This window comes from Stenotrophomonas sp. FBCC-B152 (assembly GCF_059134105.1).
In genome coordinates this window covers 4,415,148-4,429,705 of sequence record NZ_CP101442.1, presented here as the reverse complement: position 1 = coordinate 4,429,705, position 14,558 = coordinate 4,415,148, and the positions used below count along the sequence as shown (strand labels likewise).

Sequence of the window (14,558 nt, the reverse complement as noted above, 5' to 3'; positions counted from 1 at the left end):
AAAAACGGAATGCCAGAGTGTAACGTGACACTCCGGTTACCGGGCAGGCCCTGCGTGCGCGCTCAGCGGCGGTCGCGGTCCAACCAGCAGGCCAGGCCCTGCGCGTTGAGCTCGATATCCATCGCCAGCACCTGCGCCACTGCCGCATCGTCGAGCGGGCAGCCATGCGCCTGCGCGCGTTCCTGGTAGAGCACGGTCAGCGCGGCCACCAGGCAGCGGTGGCGGTCGGGGCGCTCGTCGCACTGGCGCCCGATCTCCACCATCGCATCGATCTGCTCGACCAGGTCGGCGGCCAATGCGGGAATGTTTTCCACCCGCCCGTAATGGGTGAGGTACACCGCCTGCGGCTGCAGCGCGAGCAGCCGCGCGATGGAGTGCTTGAGCGGTTCCGGATCGAACTGCACCGGTGAGGAGGTGGGAATGATGAAGGCGCCGCGTGCGCTGTCCAGCTCGCGGTAGGAGAGGCCGAAGGTATCGCCGGTGAACACGCTGCGGCTTCGCGCGTCCCACACGCACAGGTGGTGGCGCGCGTGCCCGGGCGTATCCAGGCACAGCAGGCTGCGCCCGGCCAGGTCCACGCGGTGGCCGTCTTCGGCAATCACCACGCGCGCGGCGGGCACCGGCAGGACCGGGCCGTAGCTGCGCGCGATTTCTTCCGCGCCATACACTTCGGTCGCACCGGCGATGAGCCGGGTCGGATCGATCATGTGCGGCGCGCCGCGCGGATGCACCACCAGGGTGGCGTTGGGCAGCTGCTGCATGAGCAGGCCGGCACCGCCGGCGTGGTCCAGGTGCACATGGGTGAGCACCAGCCAGTCCACCTGCTCCGGCGTGCAGCCGGCGCGCGTGAGCGCGGCCAGCATCGCTGGCACGGCCAGGCCGGTACCGCAGTCGATGAAGGCGGCGCGGCCGTTTTCGACGATCAGGTAGGCGGCGTCGAAGTCACTGCGCTGGAACGCGGTATCGATGGTGAAAATGCTGGGGTCGGAGGACATCTGCGCATCCCTGGCGGCAATCGATGGATTCTAGGCGCGTTACCCCACCGACTTCGATGCGGCTTTGGTCGCACGCTGGGCCAGCCAGGCGCCGCGCAGCAGCAATGCACCCACCATCACGGCCAGGAAGGCGCCGTAGGCATACAGCACGGCCAATACCTGGCGCCAGATCGGCCCGGCATCGCTCTGCACCACGCCGATATGGTGGCCCCAGAGCATGGCCAGGATGCTCAGGATGAAAGCGAGCAGCAGCGCGGCGCTGTCGAACAGGCGCCGCGCGGTGTCGCGGGGGTGGCGTGGGAACACCCAGTACAGGGTGCCCAGCAGCACGAACCAGGGCAGGAACAACAGCAACGACAACCAGGCCATCGTGTTTCCTCCGTTTACGTGTCCATCGACCAACGGTCGATGGCTACCCGCGCAGCTCCTGCAATGCCGCCAGCACCACATCCACTTCTGCTTCCAGCTTGAACAGCTCGCTCTGCAGGCCATCGCCATGCTCGGTCTGCTTGAGCACGCCGATCAGCTGGCCGGCATCGCGCGGCGAATCAAAGCCTTCGCTCTGGATCAGCAGCGTGCCGTCGCCGGCCTGCAGCTTGAAGTAGAAGCGGCCATCCTTTTCACGGTACTGCTTGAACAGCGGCGGGGCAGCGCGCGCCACGCCACCGTCTTCGGCGGCGATGTCACCGGCCGTGGACAGGTCGCGCAGGCCCACCGCGTGGCGCAGCTCCTTCAGCAGCGGAATGGCGTACTGCTCGCGCAGCTGCTGGCCGCGGCGGCGCAGCAGCGCTTCGATCTTCTCCGGCTCGGCCATCAGCGCGTCATAACGCTCGCGCAGCGGGGTCAGTTCGGCATCGATGCGCTCGAACAGCTGCTGCTTGGCATCGCCCCAGCTGATGCCGTCGGCGAACGCCTGCGCGAACGCAGCGGTCTGCTCGGCACTGGCGAAGGCCTGGTACATCTGGAACAGCGCCGAGCCTTCGGTGCTCTTGGGCTCACCCGGGGCACGCGAATCGGTGAGGATCGAGAACACCAGCTTCTTCAGCTCCGCACGCGGGGCGAACAGCGGAATGGTGTTGTGGTAGCTCTTGCTCATCTTGCGGCCGTCCAGGCCGGCCAGGGTGGCGACCTGTTCGTCGATCACCACGTCGGGCAGCGGGAAGTAGTCCTTGCCGTACACGTGGTTGAAACGCTGGGCGAAATCGCGCGCCATTTCGATGTGCTGGATCTGGTCGCGGCCCACCGGCACGCGGTTGGCCTTGAAGATCAGGATGTCGGCGGCCATCAGCACCGGGTACATGAACAACCCGGCGCTGACGCCGGCGTCTTCATCCAGCTGTTCTTCGCGGTTCTTGTCCACCGCGGCCTTGTAGGCATGGGCACGGTTGAGGATGCCCTTGCTGGCGATGACGGTCAGGAACCACATCAGTTCGGTGGTTTCGGGAATGTCGCTCTGCCGGTAAAACCAGACCTTGTCCGGGTCCAGGCCGCAGGCCAGCCAGCTGGCGGCGATCTCCAGGGTCGAGCGCTGGGTTCGTTCCGGCTCCTGCGCCTTGATCAGGCTGTGCAGGTCGGCCAGGAAGAAGAAGCTCTCGATGCCGGGCGCTGCGCTGGCCGTGATGGCCGGACGGATGGCGCCGACATAGTTGCCCAGGTGGGGCGTGCCGGAGGGGGTGATGCCGGTAAGAACGCGGGTGGTCATGTGGGAATCATTACGGACAGTTGAACGCCCCCAGTTTACCTGCCCGCGCGCAACCCCGTTGCCCGGCCTGGCGCGTTCAACGGATTACCCCAACGCGAAGGCCCTGCCATGAAACGCCTGACCCTGCCCCTGCTTGCCGTGCTGGCCCTGTGTGGCTTCAAGCCGGCCGTCCCGCCCCGCGCCGATACCGGCCCGGTCACGCTGAGCCTGGTCGAGCGCGACCAGCGCCTGGAACTGCCCGCCTACCTGCACCGTGGCCAGTACTGGGTGGCAGGCCGCCAGGGCCACCCCTACGCGGTGCGCCTGCGCAACAACAGCCCCGAGCGGGTGCTGGTGGTGCTGTCGGTGGATGGCCTCAACGTGATCACCGGCGAGGTGGCCGCGCCTGACCAGACCGGCTACGTGCTGGATCCGTGGCAGAGCGCGGATATCACCGGCTGGCGCAAATCGCGCCAGGAAGTGGCGCAGTTCGTCTTCACCGACCCGGGCAACAGCTATGCCGACCGCACCGGGCGGCCGGACAACATCGGGGTGATCGGCATTGCGGTATTCAACGAAGCACCGCGCCATGTGCCGCTGCCCCCGCGCGCACCGCCGGTGGCGCGCGCCCAGGGCAAGGCACAGCCGCAGGCCGCGGCCGAAGCGGCGGACCGCGCCCTGTCATCGGTGGAGGCCACCGGTTCGCGGATCCGCGCGCCCTCCCCGGCACCCGCGCTGGGCACCGGCCATGGCGAGCGCGAGGCGTCGTACTCGGGCAGCACCACGTTCGAGCGCGCCAGCCGCTGGCCAGCCCAGCGCCTGGACCTGCGTTACGACAGTGAGCGCAACCTGGTGGCGCGCGGCATCATCCCGGCACGCTACCCGCGCGGTGAGCGCGAACCGCAGGCGTTTCCGCAGGGCTTCGTGCCCGACCCGCCCAGGTTCGGTGGGCGCTGACGCCGGCCAAACAAAAACGGGCCGCAGTGCGGCCCGTTCCGGTTTTCATACCCTCGTTGCGACCCTACGGTCGCCCTGCCACCGCCGGGGTGTCAGTGATAGTCCGGATAATCCTTGCGCATGGCGGCTTCGAAGTCCTTGACCTCGGTTTCTGCGCGGTCGCGCGCCCAGCCATAGCGTTCCTGCAGGCGGCCTGCCAGGTATTCGGCATTGCCTTCGGCCACCTTGAAATCGTCGTCGGTAAGGTCGCCCCACTTCGCCTGCGCCTTGCCCTTGAGCTGCGTCCACTTGCCGGAAATGATGTCTTTGTTCATGGGTTCGCGTCCTCGTCTACAACGGCAACGTCGCCGTGGAAACAGCTTGCAACAGCGAGCGTTTGGCGCGGGTCAAGCGCGGATGAAGCGCGTGCTCACTTCATTGAATGGCGGCATGCCGCAACCGCGCAAACAAAAAAACGCCGGGAATGTCCCGGCGTTTTTTCATCCAATGCGAGCCGGCGGTTGCCGGCCCGCAACGTTGGATCAGTTGCCCTTGGCGGCGTCTTCCACCGACTGGCCTGCCTTCTGCACATCCTTGCCGGCACCGGCAACGGTGTTGCAGCCGGAGAGCATGGCCAGCGAGACCATCGACAACAGCATCAGTGCAATTACACGCTTCATAGGGTTCTCCTGATTGATTCAACGTCACTACCGAAATACGGCCCCACCTGCCTCTTGCAGATCACGGAGGTGTCGGCGCCGTTACCGGCACTGCCCCCGCGTGAGATGCAATCTGGGGTCTGGCGCGTGCAATCGATGTGAACGCGGCGCGTGGCCGTTCAGCCACGCGCCGGGAAACCCTGCTGGCGCTCAGTCGCGCATCAGCGTGGACTTGCCGAACAGGCTTTCCACCAGGTCCACGGCCAGCACCGCGGTGGCGTTGCGGTTGTCCAGCAGCGGGTTGAGTTCGACGATGTCCAGCGAGCCCATGCGGCCGGTGTCGGCGATCATTTCCATCACCAGCTGCGCCTCGCGGTAGTTCACCCCGCCCGGCACGGTGGTGCCCACGCCCGGGGCGATGCTCGGGTCGAGGAAGTCCACGTCGAAGCTCACGTGCAGGTGGGTGTTATCGTCGATGCCTTCCAGCGCCGCTTCCACCGCGCGCTTCATGCCGGCCTCGTCGATGTAGCGCATGTCGTACACATCGACCTTGTGCTGCTTGATCAGGCGCTTTTCTTCCTGGTCCACCGAACGGATGCCGATCTGGCGCACCTGCTGCGGGCAGATCGCCGGGGAATCACCGCCCAGCTTGGTCAACGCGTCCGGGCCCAGCCCGCACAGGCAGGCCACCGGCATGCCGTGCACGTTGCCCGACGGGGTGACCTCGCTGGTGTTGAAATCCGAATGCGCATCCAGCCACAGCACGCGCAGGTCACGGCCCTGTTCGCGGCACCAACGCGCCACGGCGGTGATCGAGCCGATGCCCAGGCAGTGGTCGCCCCCCAGCATGATCGGCAGGCGCCCGTCCTGCAGTTCGGCATAGGTGGCGTCCATCAGCACGCGGTTCCATTCCACCACTTCATCCAGGTGGCGGTAGCCCTGCTCGGGCGGCGTCCACGGGTTGCGCGGGCCATCCAGGTTGCCGCAGTCGCGCACGTCCACGCCACGCGCGGCCAAGGCCTCGCCCAGGCCGGCGATGCGCAGCGCCTCCGGCCCCAGTCCGGCACCCCGGGCACCGGCCCCGATATCCGTGGGCACGCCGATCAGGGACACCGCAGGTTGACGATTACTCATGCTGACTCCACACACACGGAAAATCCCACCAGTCTAGTGATCCGGCCGGCAAACCACTCGCGGCGACGCAGCAGCGGCTGTCGAAAGGCTGACCGCTGGCGGCGCTCACTGACCCGCCACGTCGCATCCGGACGCAGCGGGAAAACCTTATGTGTCAATGCTTTGACACACACGAAAGGAACACTGCGGTTCATCTTACGTTGGCCGTGAAGGCAAAAATTACGTGCTACATTTCACACTTCTTCGCAGTACTGATTGACTAACCCGCGCAGGGTTGGTCCGAGTTTTGTCGTGTTTCAGGGGGCAGTACGTGCAGCGCAGCAGCATCCACCAGATCGTCCGCAATGCCAGTGGCGAGAGCCAGCCGGCCCGGCAGTTGTATGACACCGTCGCCATTGAACAGGCCTTCCAGCATGCGCGCGAACGCGAACGCGGGCTGAGCCTGCTGATGCTGTCCACCGCCGACGGCCGCGCCGTGGCCGAAGATTCCACGCTTGGCGTGGATGGCCGCCGCCTGGCCGCCATGGCCAATTCGTTCCTGACCCTTGGCGAGACTGTCTCGCGCGAGCTGGCGCTGAGCGAGGCGGACTACGCCACCATCTGCACCAAGCTCGGCAACGTGGTGCTGATCCGCATCCAGGCCGACAAGCCGCTGACCCTCACCGCCGTGGCCGGCCACGAGGTCAACATGGCCGTGCTGCTGTTCCACGCGCGCGAATGCGCCTCCCGCCTCGATTCCGTGCTGCGCCCGCGCGCAGCCTGAGCACCCTTCGGTTTTGTCGTGCCCTTCCGGCAGGCCTTGGCCTGCCTCTCCCACTGCCTGAAGTAAAAAGGATTTACGTGCCCAATCTCAATCTGGAAAAGCTCAATTCGCTCGCTGGTTTCGTCGGCGCCGCCCTGGTCGACGGCGACAGCGGCATGGCCCTGGCCATGGTCGGCGGCGGCAACATCAACCTGGAACTGGCGGCTGCGGGCAACACCGAAGTCGTGCGCGCCAAGCGCCGCGTGGCCGAGCAGCTGGGCCTGTCGGACACCCTGGAAGACCTGCTGATCACCCTGACCACGCAGTACCACCTGATCCGCCCGCTGGAAAGCAACCCGCTGCTGTTCCTGTACGTGGTGATGGACCGCAGCAAGGCCAACCTGGCCATGTCGCGCCATGAACTGAAGGCCTTCGAGAAGACCCTGGACTTCAGCTGATCGCAGGCCCTGCCGCCGTGCCGCGCCCCTGACCGGACGCGGCGCGGTGGTCGCTTCGGTTGCGCAGTACACCCCCATGAATACCCCCACCCGTTCTTTCCGCATTGCCGCCATCGGGCTGGACGTGCTGCATCAGACGCGCCTGAAACTGGCCAGTTCGATGCTGCTCGCCGAGCGCATGGAGGTGGTGCTGCAGCCGTGGCCCGGCGATGCCTGCGACCTGCTGGTCATCGGCCTGGATCATGCCGATGCCGCGCGCGCGCTCAGCGAAGCGCATGCGGCCAACGTGCCGACGCTGTCGATCGCACGCCGCCATGCCGATCCTGCCCCGGGGCGCCTGCCGCACGGCGCCACCGTGCGCGACATCAACGAACAGCTGTCCAGCCTGCTGCAGGCCGCGCCCAGCGTGGACCGGCCCGCCGACGGTGTGCCGCTGCTGCTGCAGCTGGCTTCGTCCACCGGATCAAACCTGCACCTGCTGCAGCGGGGCGCGATCACCGTGCTGGTGGATACCGCCACGCGCAGCATCGCGCTGCCGCCGACGACCACGCTGTCGGAGCTGGTTTCGCAACTGGATGATGTGGCCTGGTCGGGCAGCGTCATCGATGCGCCGACGTTCCAGCACCAGTACGCGTACCGGTTGCCGCAGCGCTACTCATTCGAGGCGCTGTATTTCTGCATTGCCCGGCATCGCCCCCTGCTGCTGCCGGCACCTGCCGAGCATGCACCGATGAAGCTGCGCCATTGGCCTGACCTCAACCCGGACGATGTGCCCAGTACCTGGCTGTTGGCCATTGCCTGCCTGCACGCGCGCCCGTGGCAGCCCAACGCATTGGCGGCGGCTTGCCAGATGCCGCGCAACACGGTGCAATCCCTCTTCTGTGCTGCTGTAGCCAGTGGCCTCGCACTGACCCAGGAGCCTGCCGTGCCCCCAACCTCCCGCCGCCGCGACGCCGGTGATTCGCGCTTCTTCTCGTGGGTGGCGCGCCGTTTCGGCCTGAACCTGTTCCAGGGGAGCACGTCATGAGCCTGCCCGCCAACAAGCTGGTGTTCGTGGGCAGCATGGGCGCCGGCAAGACCACGGCGGTGCGTGCGATCTCGGACGTGGAGCCGGTGAGCACCGAAATGCCGATGAGCGAAGACGCGATGGGCGACAAGGTTGAAACCACGGTCGCCCTCGATTACAGCTCGATCGAACTGGACGATGGCGAACTGCTGCACGTGTACGGCGTACCGGGCCAGCGCTACCTCGATTTCATGTGGCCGATGGTGTGCGAAGGCGCACTGGGGGTGATCGTGCTGGTCAGCGCTGGTCATCCGGAGCCGGTCGCATCCACGGTGGAACTGCTGCAGGAGTTTTCGCGCATCGCGCCGGAAGCGAGCCTGGCGGTGGGCGTGACGCGCACCGATGAGTACCCGGCGCTGTTGATTCCGGAATTCCGCAATGCGCTGTTCGACGCAGGCCATCGCCTGCCGGTAATGCGCGTGGACGCGCGTTCGGCCACGCAGGTGACGTTTTTGGTGAAGTCGCTGCTGTCGTATCGATACGCAGAGACGAATTGACCCAAGCTCCTGCCTATCGATATCGCCTAAACCATTGATTTCTCTGCAGCACCAGTTTGCGAGAACTGTGTTACTTTGGGATCAGATCTGACCGGTGGCTCGTCCACCCAGTAGGATCTACCCGGGCACCGAAAGGTGCCCTTTTTTCTTTCTACAGCCGGACAATCCCTTCAGGGTCCTGCGTACTGGCCGCTCTGCAGAGCATCGGCGACAAGCGGTCGAAGTAGTGACTGCCCCCTTTTCTTCGCATGTACCCATTCGGTGCGAGCCGTTGGTAAAGCAGAAACGCACAGAGGTCCGCGGACTAGATCAGCAGCGAGTGCCGGGAATCCCGATAGACCGGATCTTCAAGGATGCGCCTCAGCTGTAATGACCGGTACCCCCCAAGCTGACTCGGCACTGGGTTGTGGTGGCGCATCTTACGGAGCAACTGCGTGAGCTTTTTCTGTGGGTCGCCATCGGCAAAGATCATGCCTCTTTCTTCCTGGCCGGCGGTCCCGCGAAAGTTCCGGAAGGCGATTGTGTTTTCGAATCGCTGGATCAAGGCCTGCCAACCCTTTTCGAATGGGTCGTAACCGGCGCCTTTTCCCTGTTTATCTACGACCACGTTGATCAGGTTGGCGTCCGGCAATCGCGCCAACTCATCTGCAAAGTGACGGAGTATGGCGAGGCGATCATGTTTAGCGATGCGCGACAGCTCCTCTGAGCCGCGTACGAACTGGGCAGCGTGGACTTCTTCCCTCAGCTTCAGTTCGAAGTGATCCCTGATACGAAGCCGGAAAGCGACCAGTGCGTCCAGCGACAGGCGCCAGTCCCGCTCGTGAACCACCAACCCGGAAAGAACGAAGTATCGGCTGGGTGAGTTCACCATGCCGGGATCACCGCTCTCGTCCACATACATGAAGTACATGCTGCTCCCTTGGTTCGCCCTCGGCGAACTGAAAGATGAGCAGAAGAGTCTCGGTGACGGTGCCGCAACGCGCCAATCGAAGTTTGGCGGACAGATGACCCGTTTCCACAGAGAGCATCTATGGCGCGGGAGAAAGATGGTGCCGACACCCGGATTCGAACTGGGGACCTACCGCTTACAAGGCGGTTGCTCTACCAACTGAGCTATGCCGGCAAAGGCACGGCGACGGCATTGCCGGCGCGGAGGGCGATTCTAGCGCAAGCCCGCGCATTCCAGCGAGCGTTGCTGGGCCGCGCCACTGCGCTGGCGGGCTGCGCTGGGGCTGGCCTTGTCGGCCAGGGCCGCATCCACCCACCACTGCGCGCTGCCTTCGCTGCCGCCGACCAGGCGGGCGCTGAAGCCGGCCGCGCTCAGGGCCGCCAGGCGGCGCTCGGCGCCTTCGCGGTTGCGGTACTGGCCGAGGGCAATGGCGTTGGCGTCTTCGCCCTGGGCCATGATGTAGTAATCGCTGATGCCCGCCGCGGCAATGCGTTTGACCGTGGCCTGGGCCTCTTCGCGGCTGGCGGCGGCCGGCATCATCACGCGGTAGGTGCTGCTGGCACCGGGTTTGGGGACTTCACGCAGGCGCGAACGCTGAACGAGTTCGCCGGCCTTGCCCTGGGCAGCCATGGCGGTGTCGCGATCGGCGAAGGGGCCGAGGCTGATGCATTGGAGGGGGGCGGCGGGTGCGGGCGCCGGCGGGGTTTCGGGCATCCGGGCAGGGCCCGGCTCTACGGCGGCGGTTGCAGCCGGGGTCGGGATTGGTGCGGCGGGCTTGGGCGGTGCCGGGGTGGTGTCTGCTAGGGCCCTGGTCGCGGCAGCGGGCTGCGCGCTTGCTGCGGCGGGCGCGGTTGCGGCCGCTGCCGGTGCGCTGGGGGTGTCGAGCAGCTGCAGCTGGGCTACGCCGCTGGGCGTGGCGGGCGGAGCCGGCGCGGGTTCGCCGCGCAGCATCCACCACAGCGCAACGCCCACGTTGAGGATGGCCAGTACGACGATCAGGGCACGGGTAAGCATGCGCCGATCCTACCGCGACGCCGGTGGCTGGTGCACCGCCCAGCGCGCGAGACCATCGAGCACCAATGCCGGTTGGAACTGTGCGTCGGCCAGCAGCGGCATCAGCGCCGGAGCGCCGCCGCCATGCACCAGCAACGCGGGCACCCTGCCCAGCACGGCGGCGGCCTGCACGCGGCTGCGTTCGATCAACGCGACGGCTGCGCCATCGCAGCCGGACGCGAGTGCGTCGGCGGTGTCGTTGGCGAACTCGCTGTAGTCGCCGCCCTGCGCAGGCAGCTGCACCGCGCGTGCATGCAAGGCTTCGCGCATGGTGGTCGGCGAGGCAGCAATACGGCCGCCATGATGCTGGCCATCAGCATCAAGCAGGTCGATGGTGAGCGCGGTGCCGACACCGGCCACGACCACGGCTTCGTGTCGTTCGGCGGCGGCGATCAGCGCGAGATAGCGGTCCACCCCGAACTTCGACGGATCGGCGTAGGCGATGCGCACGCCGGCGCAGCTGGCTTCGGTTTTCGCCACGCGAACGTGGCGGAAGCGCGCGCGCAGTACCTCGAGCATGCTGGCGGTGAGCGCGGCGGCGGCCACGCTGGCCACATACGCAGTGTCACCGCTGGGCAGCTGCGCCAGCGCATCGGCCGGCATTGCTTCGGCGCCATGCGGCCACGCCTGCACATCGCCCGCGCGGATGCCCTGCAGCGGGGCGAACTTGAACCGCGAATTCCCCAGGTCGAACAACCAATCGCTCATTGCGCCCTCACGCTGACTTCCCCGGCATGGAACACCCGTTCGCTGCCGTCGATACGCACGCGCAGCGCGCCATCGTCGGCCAGCCCCAGCGCCTGCCCTTCATGCATCACGCCGCCATCGTCCACCCGCACCGTGCGCCCGGCCAGGCTGTCCAGCGCGGCATAGCGTGGCAGGAACGGGGCCAGGCCGTCGCGCTCGAATTCTTCCAGTGCCGGCAGCAGGGCCTGCAGCAGCCAGGCCACCACTGCGTTGCGTTCGATGTCGTCGCCCAGCAGCGTGGCCAGGTCGGTCCACGGCTGGGTGATATCGGCGGCGAACGCGGCCGGCATGCGCACGTTGATGCCCAGCCCGATCACCGCGCGCGCCGGGCCGGCGAACTCGCCGCCACCTTCGACCAGCAGGCCGCCGAGCTTCTGCCCGTCCACCACGATGTCGTTGGGCCACTTCAGGCCTACGTTGGCAACGCCCTGCGCGCGCAGCGCCTCGGCCACCGCCACGCCCGCGACCAGGCTCAGGCCGCCCAGCCGCGACAGCCCACCGGCGAAGCCGCGCAGCACCGACAGGTACACATGCGCGGCCAGCGGCGAGGCCCAGGCCCGGCCGCGACGGCCACGGCCGCCGGTCTGGCGTTCGGCCAGCAGCACCCGCGCGCCGCGCTCCGGCGCGCTGCACCGCAACAATTCTGTATTGGTCGACCCCACGGTCCAGGCCACCTCGAGGGCGTCCAGCAGGGGCTTCAGCGCAGCGGGCAGCTGGGTCGTAATGGCGTCGGCGTCGAGCAGGTCCAGGTGCTGCTGCAGCTGGTAGCCATCGCCGGCGCGGCCATCGATCTCGATACCTGCCGCTCTAAGCCCTTGAATTCGCTTCCAAATTGCGGCACGAGTCTGGCCCAGCTCGCGGGCCAGCGCGTCGCCGGACAGTCGCCCGGCGCCCAGTTTGGCCAGCAGTTGGCGGTCGTCCACGGCAGCTTCCATCGGTTGATCGGCAAAATTATGCGGGAAAGCGCCGGGCAGCGCCCGCCGGGGGCTTCCAATTGAGACGGCAAATCGGGCTAGAATCGAAGATTGACCCCCTTCGCCCTTCCGGATGTTGACGATGCGCCCGCTCGCCCATTGCCTGCTCCTGCTGTTGGCCCCGATGGCCGCGCACGCTTCCGATGGGCTGACCAGCTCGGGACGGGGCTGCGTGTATTCGGCAGCTGAAGAGCGCGCGGCCCCGGCGGCCACGCCGACCAGCACCGCGCCGACCACGGTCAAGCCGAGCGCAACCGCGCCGGGCAGCACCGGCGGTGGCGGCGATGACGATGTGTTGCCGCGCCTGCGCGCGCCGAAATGGCACAGCTTCCTGCCGGGCATGTTCCGCTGATCCAGTCGTTGTTGCGCTGGCTGCGCTCGTCACCGCGCCCGATTCCTGATTCCGCCTGGCAACGCACCTGCCAGCGCACCGCGTGGCTGCGCGGCTTGCCGCCCGAACGTGTGCAGCGCCTGCGTGTACTGGCTGCGGCGTTCCTGCACGACAAGACCATCACCCCCATTGGCGGGCTGCAGCTGGGCGACGATGACGCGGTGCTGATCGCCGCCCTGTGCTGCCTGCCGCTGCTGGAACTAGGGGAAGTGGGATTGCGCGGCTGGTCGCAGGTGCTGGTGTACCCCGAAGGCTTCATCGTGCCGCAGAGCGAGATGGACGAAGACGGGGTGCTGCACGAGTGGGAAGAAGAAGCGATCGGCCAGGTCTCGCACAACGGTCCGCTGCTGCTGTCCTGGCATGACGTGCAGGCCGAGCTGGAGCACCCGCACGAAGGGGCGTGCGTGGTCGTGCACGAGATGGCGCACCGCATCGATGTGCTCGATGGCGTGCTCGATGGCACCCCGCCGCTGCCGCGTGCGTGGCAGCAGCAGTGGGCCGCCGATTTCCAGCAGGCCTTCGATGCGCTGTGCGCGCAGGTGGATGCCGGGGTGGAGACGGTGATTGACCCGTATGCGGCCGAAGCGCCGGATGAGTTTTTTGCGGTGGCGACCGAGTATCACTTCTCGGCGCCGGATCTGCTGGAAGCGGAAATGCCGGCTGTGGCCGGGCATTTGAGGCGGTTTTATGGAGCGCCGCCTTCGTTTTGACCGCGTACCGACCAACGGTCGGTACCTACCGGGAAACAACCATTCGCGTACATACCGACCGTTGGTCGGTATGTACCGGGAAACGGCCATGCGGGTAGGTACCGACCGTTGGTCGGTACGCTCTGGACTTACGGCCCGGGCGGCAGCTTCACTTCAAACCGCGCGCCACCCAGTTCCGGCGAACGCTTCACCTGCAGTTCGCCGCGATAGTCCTTGATCAGGTCCTGCACGATCGACAGGCCGATGCCGTGGCCCTGCACGCGTTCGTCGCCGCGCACGCCACGCTGCAGCACCTTGGCGATGTCGTCCGGGGCAATGCCCGGGCCGTCATCGTCCACCGACAGCACCAGCCCGGCGCGACGCATTCCCGGCGCGCTGAACGGCTTGGCGGTGAGCAGCACGCGGCGGTTGGCCCACTTGAACGCGTTCTCCAGCAGGTTGCCCAGCAGTTCCTGCAGGTCGCCCGGCTCGCCATGGAAGCGCGCACCGTCGTCGATGTCGAATTCGCACAGCACGCCCTTGGAGGCGTACACCTTCTCCAGCCCGCGCACGATTTCCTCGGCGTTGGACTCGATCGGCAACGGCGCCGAGAACAGCTTGTGGCCCGACGATGCCGCACGCGCCAGCTGGTAGGACACCAGGTTGTTCATGCGGCGCAGTTGCACATCGAATTCCTGGCGCAGGTCCTGGTCGGCCGCGCCACTGTCGAGCTGCGTGCGCAGCACCGCCAAGGGCGTTTTCAGGCTGTGCGCCAGGTCGGCCAGGGTGTTGCGCTGGCGCTCGAGGTTCTCGCGCTCGCTTTCAATGAAGGCATTGATGCTGTCGGTGAGCGGTTCCAGCTCGCGCGGGTGGCGTTCGCTCATGCGCTCGGTTTCGCCGCGCTGCACCTTGGTCAGCTCGGTGATCACCCGCCGCATCGGGCGCAGGCTCCACTGCAGGATGACGGTCTGCAACAGCAGCAGGATCAACCCCGCGCCGCCCATCCAGAACCACACCCGGCCACGGAACACGCGCAGCTGCGCACCGAGCGCGCGCGAGTCTTCCATCACGTAGATGGTGTACGGGAATTCGGTGGCGGGGTCGGCGTCGGCATCCCACACCAGGCCCAGGCCATAGCGGTACACCGAGCCCTGGCTGCCGTCGATCTGGATCATCGGCAGCGGGCCTTCGAACACTTCCTGTCGCGGGGCCAGCAGCTTGCCGCCCACGGTGGGCAGCATCGGGCCTTCGGCGGACATGGAGTTGCCCTTGCCGTCTGGCATGACGACCTGCAGGTACAGGCCGCTGCCTGGCACGTCGAAGCGGGGATCCGGCGGTTGCTCGCGGATGTACAGCGAGCGGTCGCGGGTGAAGTCGATGCCGGCCGCGTAGGCGGTGGCATAGTTTTTCAGGCGCTCGCGCAGGTTGGCGCGCGCCGTGTCGGCGAACGCCGCATCCAGTGCGTAGCCTGCAATCGCCAGGAAGGCGAGCAGGCTCACACTTGCAGCCAGCAGCTGCCGTGCCTGCAGGGAGCGCGGCCGCCAGCGTTTAAAGAACCACAGACGGCCTGACATCATCCCATCGCCG

The 14,558-nt window shown here is 66.8% G+C and carries 18 protein-coding genes and 1 tRNA gene; 7 read left to right on the top strand and 12 right to left on the bottom strand.

Features of this window, described 5'->3' with window-relative positions:
- Positions 1 to 62 precede the first annotated feature (62 nt).
- The 3 genes from NMB40_RS20080 to NMB40_RS20070 are packed head-to-tail and all read right to left on the bottom strand — an operon-like array spanning position 63 to position 2,697.
- A complete protein-coding gene (locus NMB40_RS20080; protein ID WP_494359628.1) occupies positions 63 to 995 on the bottom strand; it encodes an MBL fold metallo-hydrolase in 933 nt (310 codons plus the stop codon).
- A gap of 39 nt (positions 996 to 1,034) precedes the next feature.
- Positions 1,035 to 1,364 (bottom strand): hypothetical protein, encoded by a 330-nt coding sequence (locus tag NMB40_RS20075; RefSeq protein ID WP_494359627.1) that lies wholly within the window; start codon positions 1,362 to 1,364, stop codon positions 1,035 to 1,037.
- Positions 1,365 to 1,407: 43 nt separating this feature from the next.
- Entirely contained in the window at positions 1,408 to 2,697 is a 1,290-nt protein-coding gene (locus tag NMB40_RS20070; RefSeq protein WP_494359626.1) for a tryptophan--tRNA ligase, read from the bottom strand.
- 108 nt (positions 2,698 to 2,805) lie between these two features.
- Between NMB40_RS20070 and NMB40_RS20065 the strand changes: the two genes are divergently transcribed.
- Positions 2,806 to 3,633: a hypothetical protein gene (locus NMB40_RS20065; RefSeq protein WP_494359625.1), complete on the top strand. Its 828-nt coding sequence runs from the start codon at positions 2,806 to 2,808 to the stop codon at positions 3,631 to 3,633.
- 92 nt (positions 3,634 to 3,725) lie between these two features.
- On the opposite strand, the gene NMB40_RS20060 is transcribed toward NMB40_RS20065, so the two are convergent.
- The 3 genes from NMB40_RS20060 to rocF all read right to left on the bottom strand — a co-directional run bounded on the left by NMB40_RS20060 (position 3,726) and on the right by rocF (position 5,405).
- Complete coding sequence (locus NMB40_RS20060) at positions 3,726 to 3,947, bottom strand: CsbD family protein (RefSeq protein WP_068848585.1); 222 nt, start codon at positions 3,945 to 3,947, stop codon at positions 3,726 to 3,728.
- A gap of 207 nt (positions 3,948 to 4,154) precedes the next feature.
- Complete coding sequence (locus NMB40_RS20055) at positions 4,155 to 4,292, bottom strand: entericidin A/B family lipoprotein (protein ID WP_068848583.1); 138 nt, start codon at positions 4,290 to 4,292, stop codon at positions 4,155 to 4,157.
- Positions 4,293 to 4,481: 189 nt separating this feature from the next.
- The gene (rocF, locus tag NMB40_RS20050; protein WP_494359624.1) at positions 4,482 to 5,405 is read right to left on the bottom strand and encodes an arginase; all 924 of its coding nucleotides are present in this window, start codon (positions 5,403 to 5,405) and stop codon (positions 4,482 to 4,484) included.
- 310 nt (positions 5,406 to 5,715) lie between these two features.
- Between rocF and NMB40_RS20045 the strand changes: the two genes are divergently transcribed.
- The 4 genes from NMB40_RS20045 (at position 5,716) to NMB40_RS20030 (ending at position 8,168) form a co-directional block, all read left to right on the top strand.
- Positions 5,716 to 6,168, top strand: a complete 453-nt coding sequence (locus tag NMB40_RS20045; RefSeq protein WP_494359623.1) for a roadblock/LC7 domain-containing protein — start codon at positions 5,716 to 5,718, stop codon at positions 6,166 to 6,168.
- Between the two features lie 77 nt (positions 6,169 to 6,245).
- Positions 6,246 to 6,605: a hypothetical protein gene (locus tag NMB40_RS20040; protein WP_068848577.1), complete on the top strand. Its 360-nt coding sequence runs from the start codon at positions 6,246 to 6,248 to the stop codon at positions 6,603 to 6,605.
- Between the two features lie 76 nt (positions 6,606 to 6,681).
- Positions 6,682 to 7,632: a hypothetical protein gene (locus tag NMB40_RS20035; RefSeq protein WP_494359622.1), complete on the top strand. Its 951-nt coding sequence runs from the start codon at positions 6,682 to 6,684 to the stop codon at positions 7,630 to 7,632.
- Positions 7,629 to 8,168 (top strand): GTP-binding protein, encoded by a 540-nt coding sequence (locus tag NMB40_RS20030; protein WP_068848575.1) that lies wholly within the window; start codon positions 7,629 to 7,631, stop codon positions 8,166 to 8,168. The genes NMB40_RS20035 and NMB40_RS20030 overlap by 4 nt, the downstream gene beginning before the upstream one ends.
- Positions 8,169 to 8,472: 304 nt before the next feature.
- Here NMB40_RS20030 and NMB40_RS20025 read toward each other — a convergent pair whose 3' ends face one another.
- The 5 genes from NMB40_RS20025 to birA all read right to left on the bottom strand — a co-directional run bounded on the left by NMB40_RS20025 (position 8,473) and on the right by birA (position 11,840).
- Positions 8,473 to 9,078, bottom strand: a complete 606-nt coding sequence (locus tag NMB40_RS20025) for a DUF3800 domain-containing protein (protein ID WP_494359621.1) — start codon at positions 9,076 to 9,078, stop codon at positions 8,473 to 8,475.
- Between the two features lie 137 nt (positions 9,079 to 9,215).
- Positions 9,216 to 9,291, bottom strand: a tRNA-Thr gene (locus tag NMB40_RS20020).
- A 39-nt stretch (positions 9,292 to 9,330) separates the two neighbouring features.
- Complete coding sequence (locus NMB40_RS20015) at positions 9,331 to 10,131, bottom strand: SPOR domain-containing protein (protein WP_494359620.1); 801 nt, start codon at positions 10,129 to 10,131, stop codon at positions 9,331 to 9,333.
- 9 nt (positions 10,132 to 10,140) lie between these two features.
- The gene (locus NMB40_RS20010) at positions 10,141 to 10,878 is read right to left on the bottom strand and encodes a type III pantothenate kinase (protein ID WP_494359619.1); all 738 of its coding nucleotides are present in this window, start codon (positions 10,876 to 10,878) and stop codon (positions 10,141 to 10,143) included.
- Positions 10,875 to 11,840 (bottom strand): bifunctional biotin--[acetyl-CoA-carboxylase] ligase/biotin operon repressor BirA, encoded by a 966-nt coding sequence (gene birA / locus NMB40_RS20005; RefSeq protein WP_494359618.1) that lies wholly within the window; start codon positions 11,838 to 11,840, stop codon positions 10,875 to 10,877. Before birA ends, NMB40_RS20010 begins: the two co-directional genes overlap by 4 nt.
- 133 nt (positions 11,841 to 11,973) lie before the next feature.
- Here birA and NMB40_RS20000 point away from each other — a divergent pair, with 133 nt between their 5' ends.
- Together NMB40_RS20000 and NMB40_RS19995 are read left to right on the top strand one after the other, a co-directional pair.
- On the top strand, positions 11,974 to 12,243 hold the full coding sequence (locus tag NMB40_RS20000; protein WP_494359617.1) for a hypothetical protein: 270 nt from the start codon (positions 11,974 to 11,976) through the stop codon (positions 12,241 to 12,243).
- Complete coding sequence (locus NMB40_RS19995) at positions 12,210 to 12,992, top strand: M90 family metallopeptidase (RefSeq protein WP_494359616.1); 783 nt, start codon at positions 12,210 to 12,212, stop codon at positions 12,990 to 12,992. Before NMB40_RS20000 ends, NMB40_RS19995 begins: the two co-directional genes overlap by 34 nt.
- A gap of 128 nt (positions 12,993 to 13,120) precedes the next feature.
- Here the strand turns inward: NMB40_RS19995 and NMB40_RS19990 are convergent, their stop codons facing one another.
- The gene (locus NMB40_RS19990) at positions 13,121 to 14,545 is read right to left on the bottom strand and encodes an ATP-binding protein (RefSeq protein ID WP_068854505.1); all 1,425 of its coding nucleotides are present in this window, start codon (positions 14,543 to 14,545) and stop codon (positions 13,121 to 13,123) included.
- Positions 14,546 to 14,558 lie beyond the last annotated feature (13 nt).

Excerpts from the sequence above, each read along its gene's own strand:
- NMB40_RS20080 (WP_494359628.1), bottom strand. The coding sequence starts at position 995 with ATGTCCTCCGACCCCAGCATTTTCACCATCGATACCGCGTTCCAGCGC.
- NMB40_RS20075 (WP_494359627.1), bottom strand. The coding sequence starts at position 1,364 with ATGGCCTGGTTGTCGTTGCTGTTGTTCCTGCCCTGGTTCGTGCTGCTG.
- NMB40_RS20070 (WP_494359626.1), bottom strand. The coding sequence starts at position 2,697 with ATGACCACCCGCGTTCTTACCGGCATCACCCCCTCCGGCACGCCCCAC.
- NMB40_RS20065 (WP_494359625.1), top strand. The coding sequence starts at position 2,806 with ATGAAACGCCTGACCCTGCCCCTGCTTGCCGTGCTGGCCCTGTGTGGC.
- NMB40_RS20060 (WP_068848585.1), bottom strand. The coding sequence starts at position 3,947 with ATGAACAAAGACATCATTTCCGGCAAGTGGACGCAGCTCAAGGGCAAG.
- NMB40_RS20055 (WP_068848583.1), bottom strand. The coding sequence starts at position 4,292 with ATGAAGCGTGTAATTGCACTGATGCTGTTGTCGATGGTCTCGCTGGCC.
- rocF (WP_494359624.1), bottom strand. The coding sequence starts at position 5,405 with ATGAGTAATCGTCAACCTGCGGTGTCCCTGATCGGCGTGCCCACGGAT.
- NMB40_RS20035 (WP_494359622.1), top strand. The coding sequence starts at position 6,682 with ATGAATACCCCCACCCGTTCTTTCCGCATTGCCGCCATCGGGCTGGAC.
- NMB40_RS20030 (WP_068848575.1), top strand. The coding sequence starts at position 7,629 with ATGAGCCTGCCCGCCAACAAGCTGGTGTTCGTGGGCAGCATGGGCGCC.
- NMB40_RS20025 (WP_494359621.1), bottom strand. The coding sequence starts at position 9,078 with ATGTACTTCATGTATGTGGACGAGAGCGGTGATCCCGGCATGGTGAAC.
- NMB40_RS20015 (WP_494359620.1), bottom strand. The coding sequence starts at position 10,131 with ATGCTTACCCGTGCCCTGATCGTCGTACTGGCCATCCTCAACGTGGGC.
- NMB40_RS20010 (WP_494359619.1), bottom strand. The coding sequence starts at position 10,878 with ATGAGCGATTGGTTGTTCGACCTGGGGAATTCGCGGTTCAAGTTCGCC.
- NMB40_RS20000 (WP_494359617.1), top strand. The coding sequence starts at position 11,974 with ATGCGCCCGCTCGCCCATTGCCTGCTCCTGCTGTTGGCCCCGATGGCC.
- NMB40_RS19995 (WP_494359616.1), top strand. The coding sequence starts at position 12,210 with ATGGCACAGCTTCCTGCCGGGCATGTTCCGCTGATCCAGTCGTTGTTG.
- NMB40_RS19990 (WP_068854505.1), bottom strand. The coding sequence starts at position 14,545 with ATGTCAGGCCGTCTGTGGTTCTTTAAACGCTGGCGGCCGCGCTCCCTG.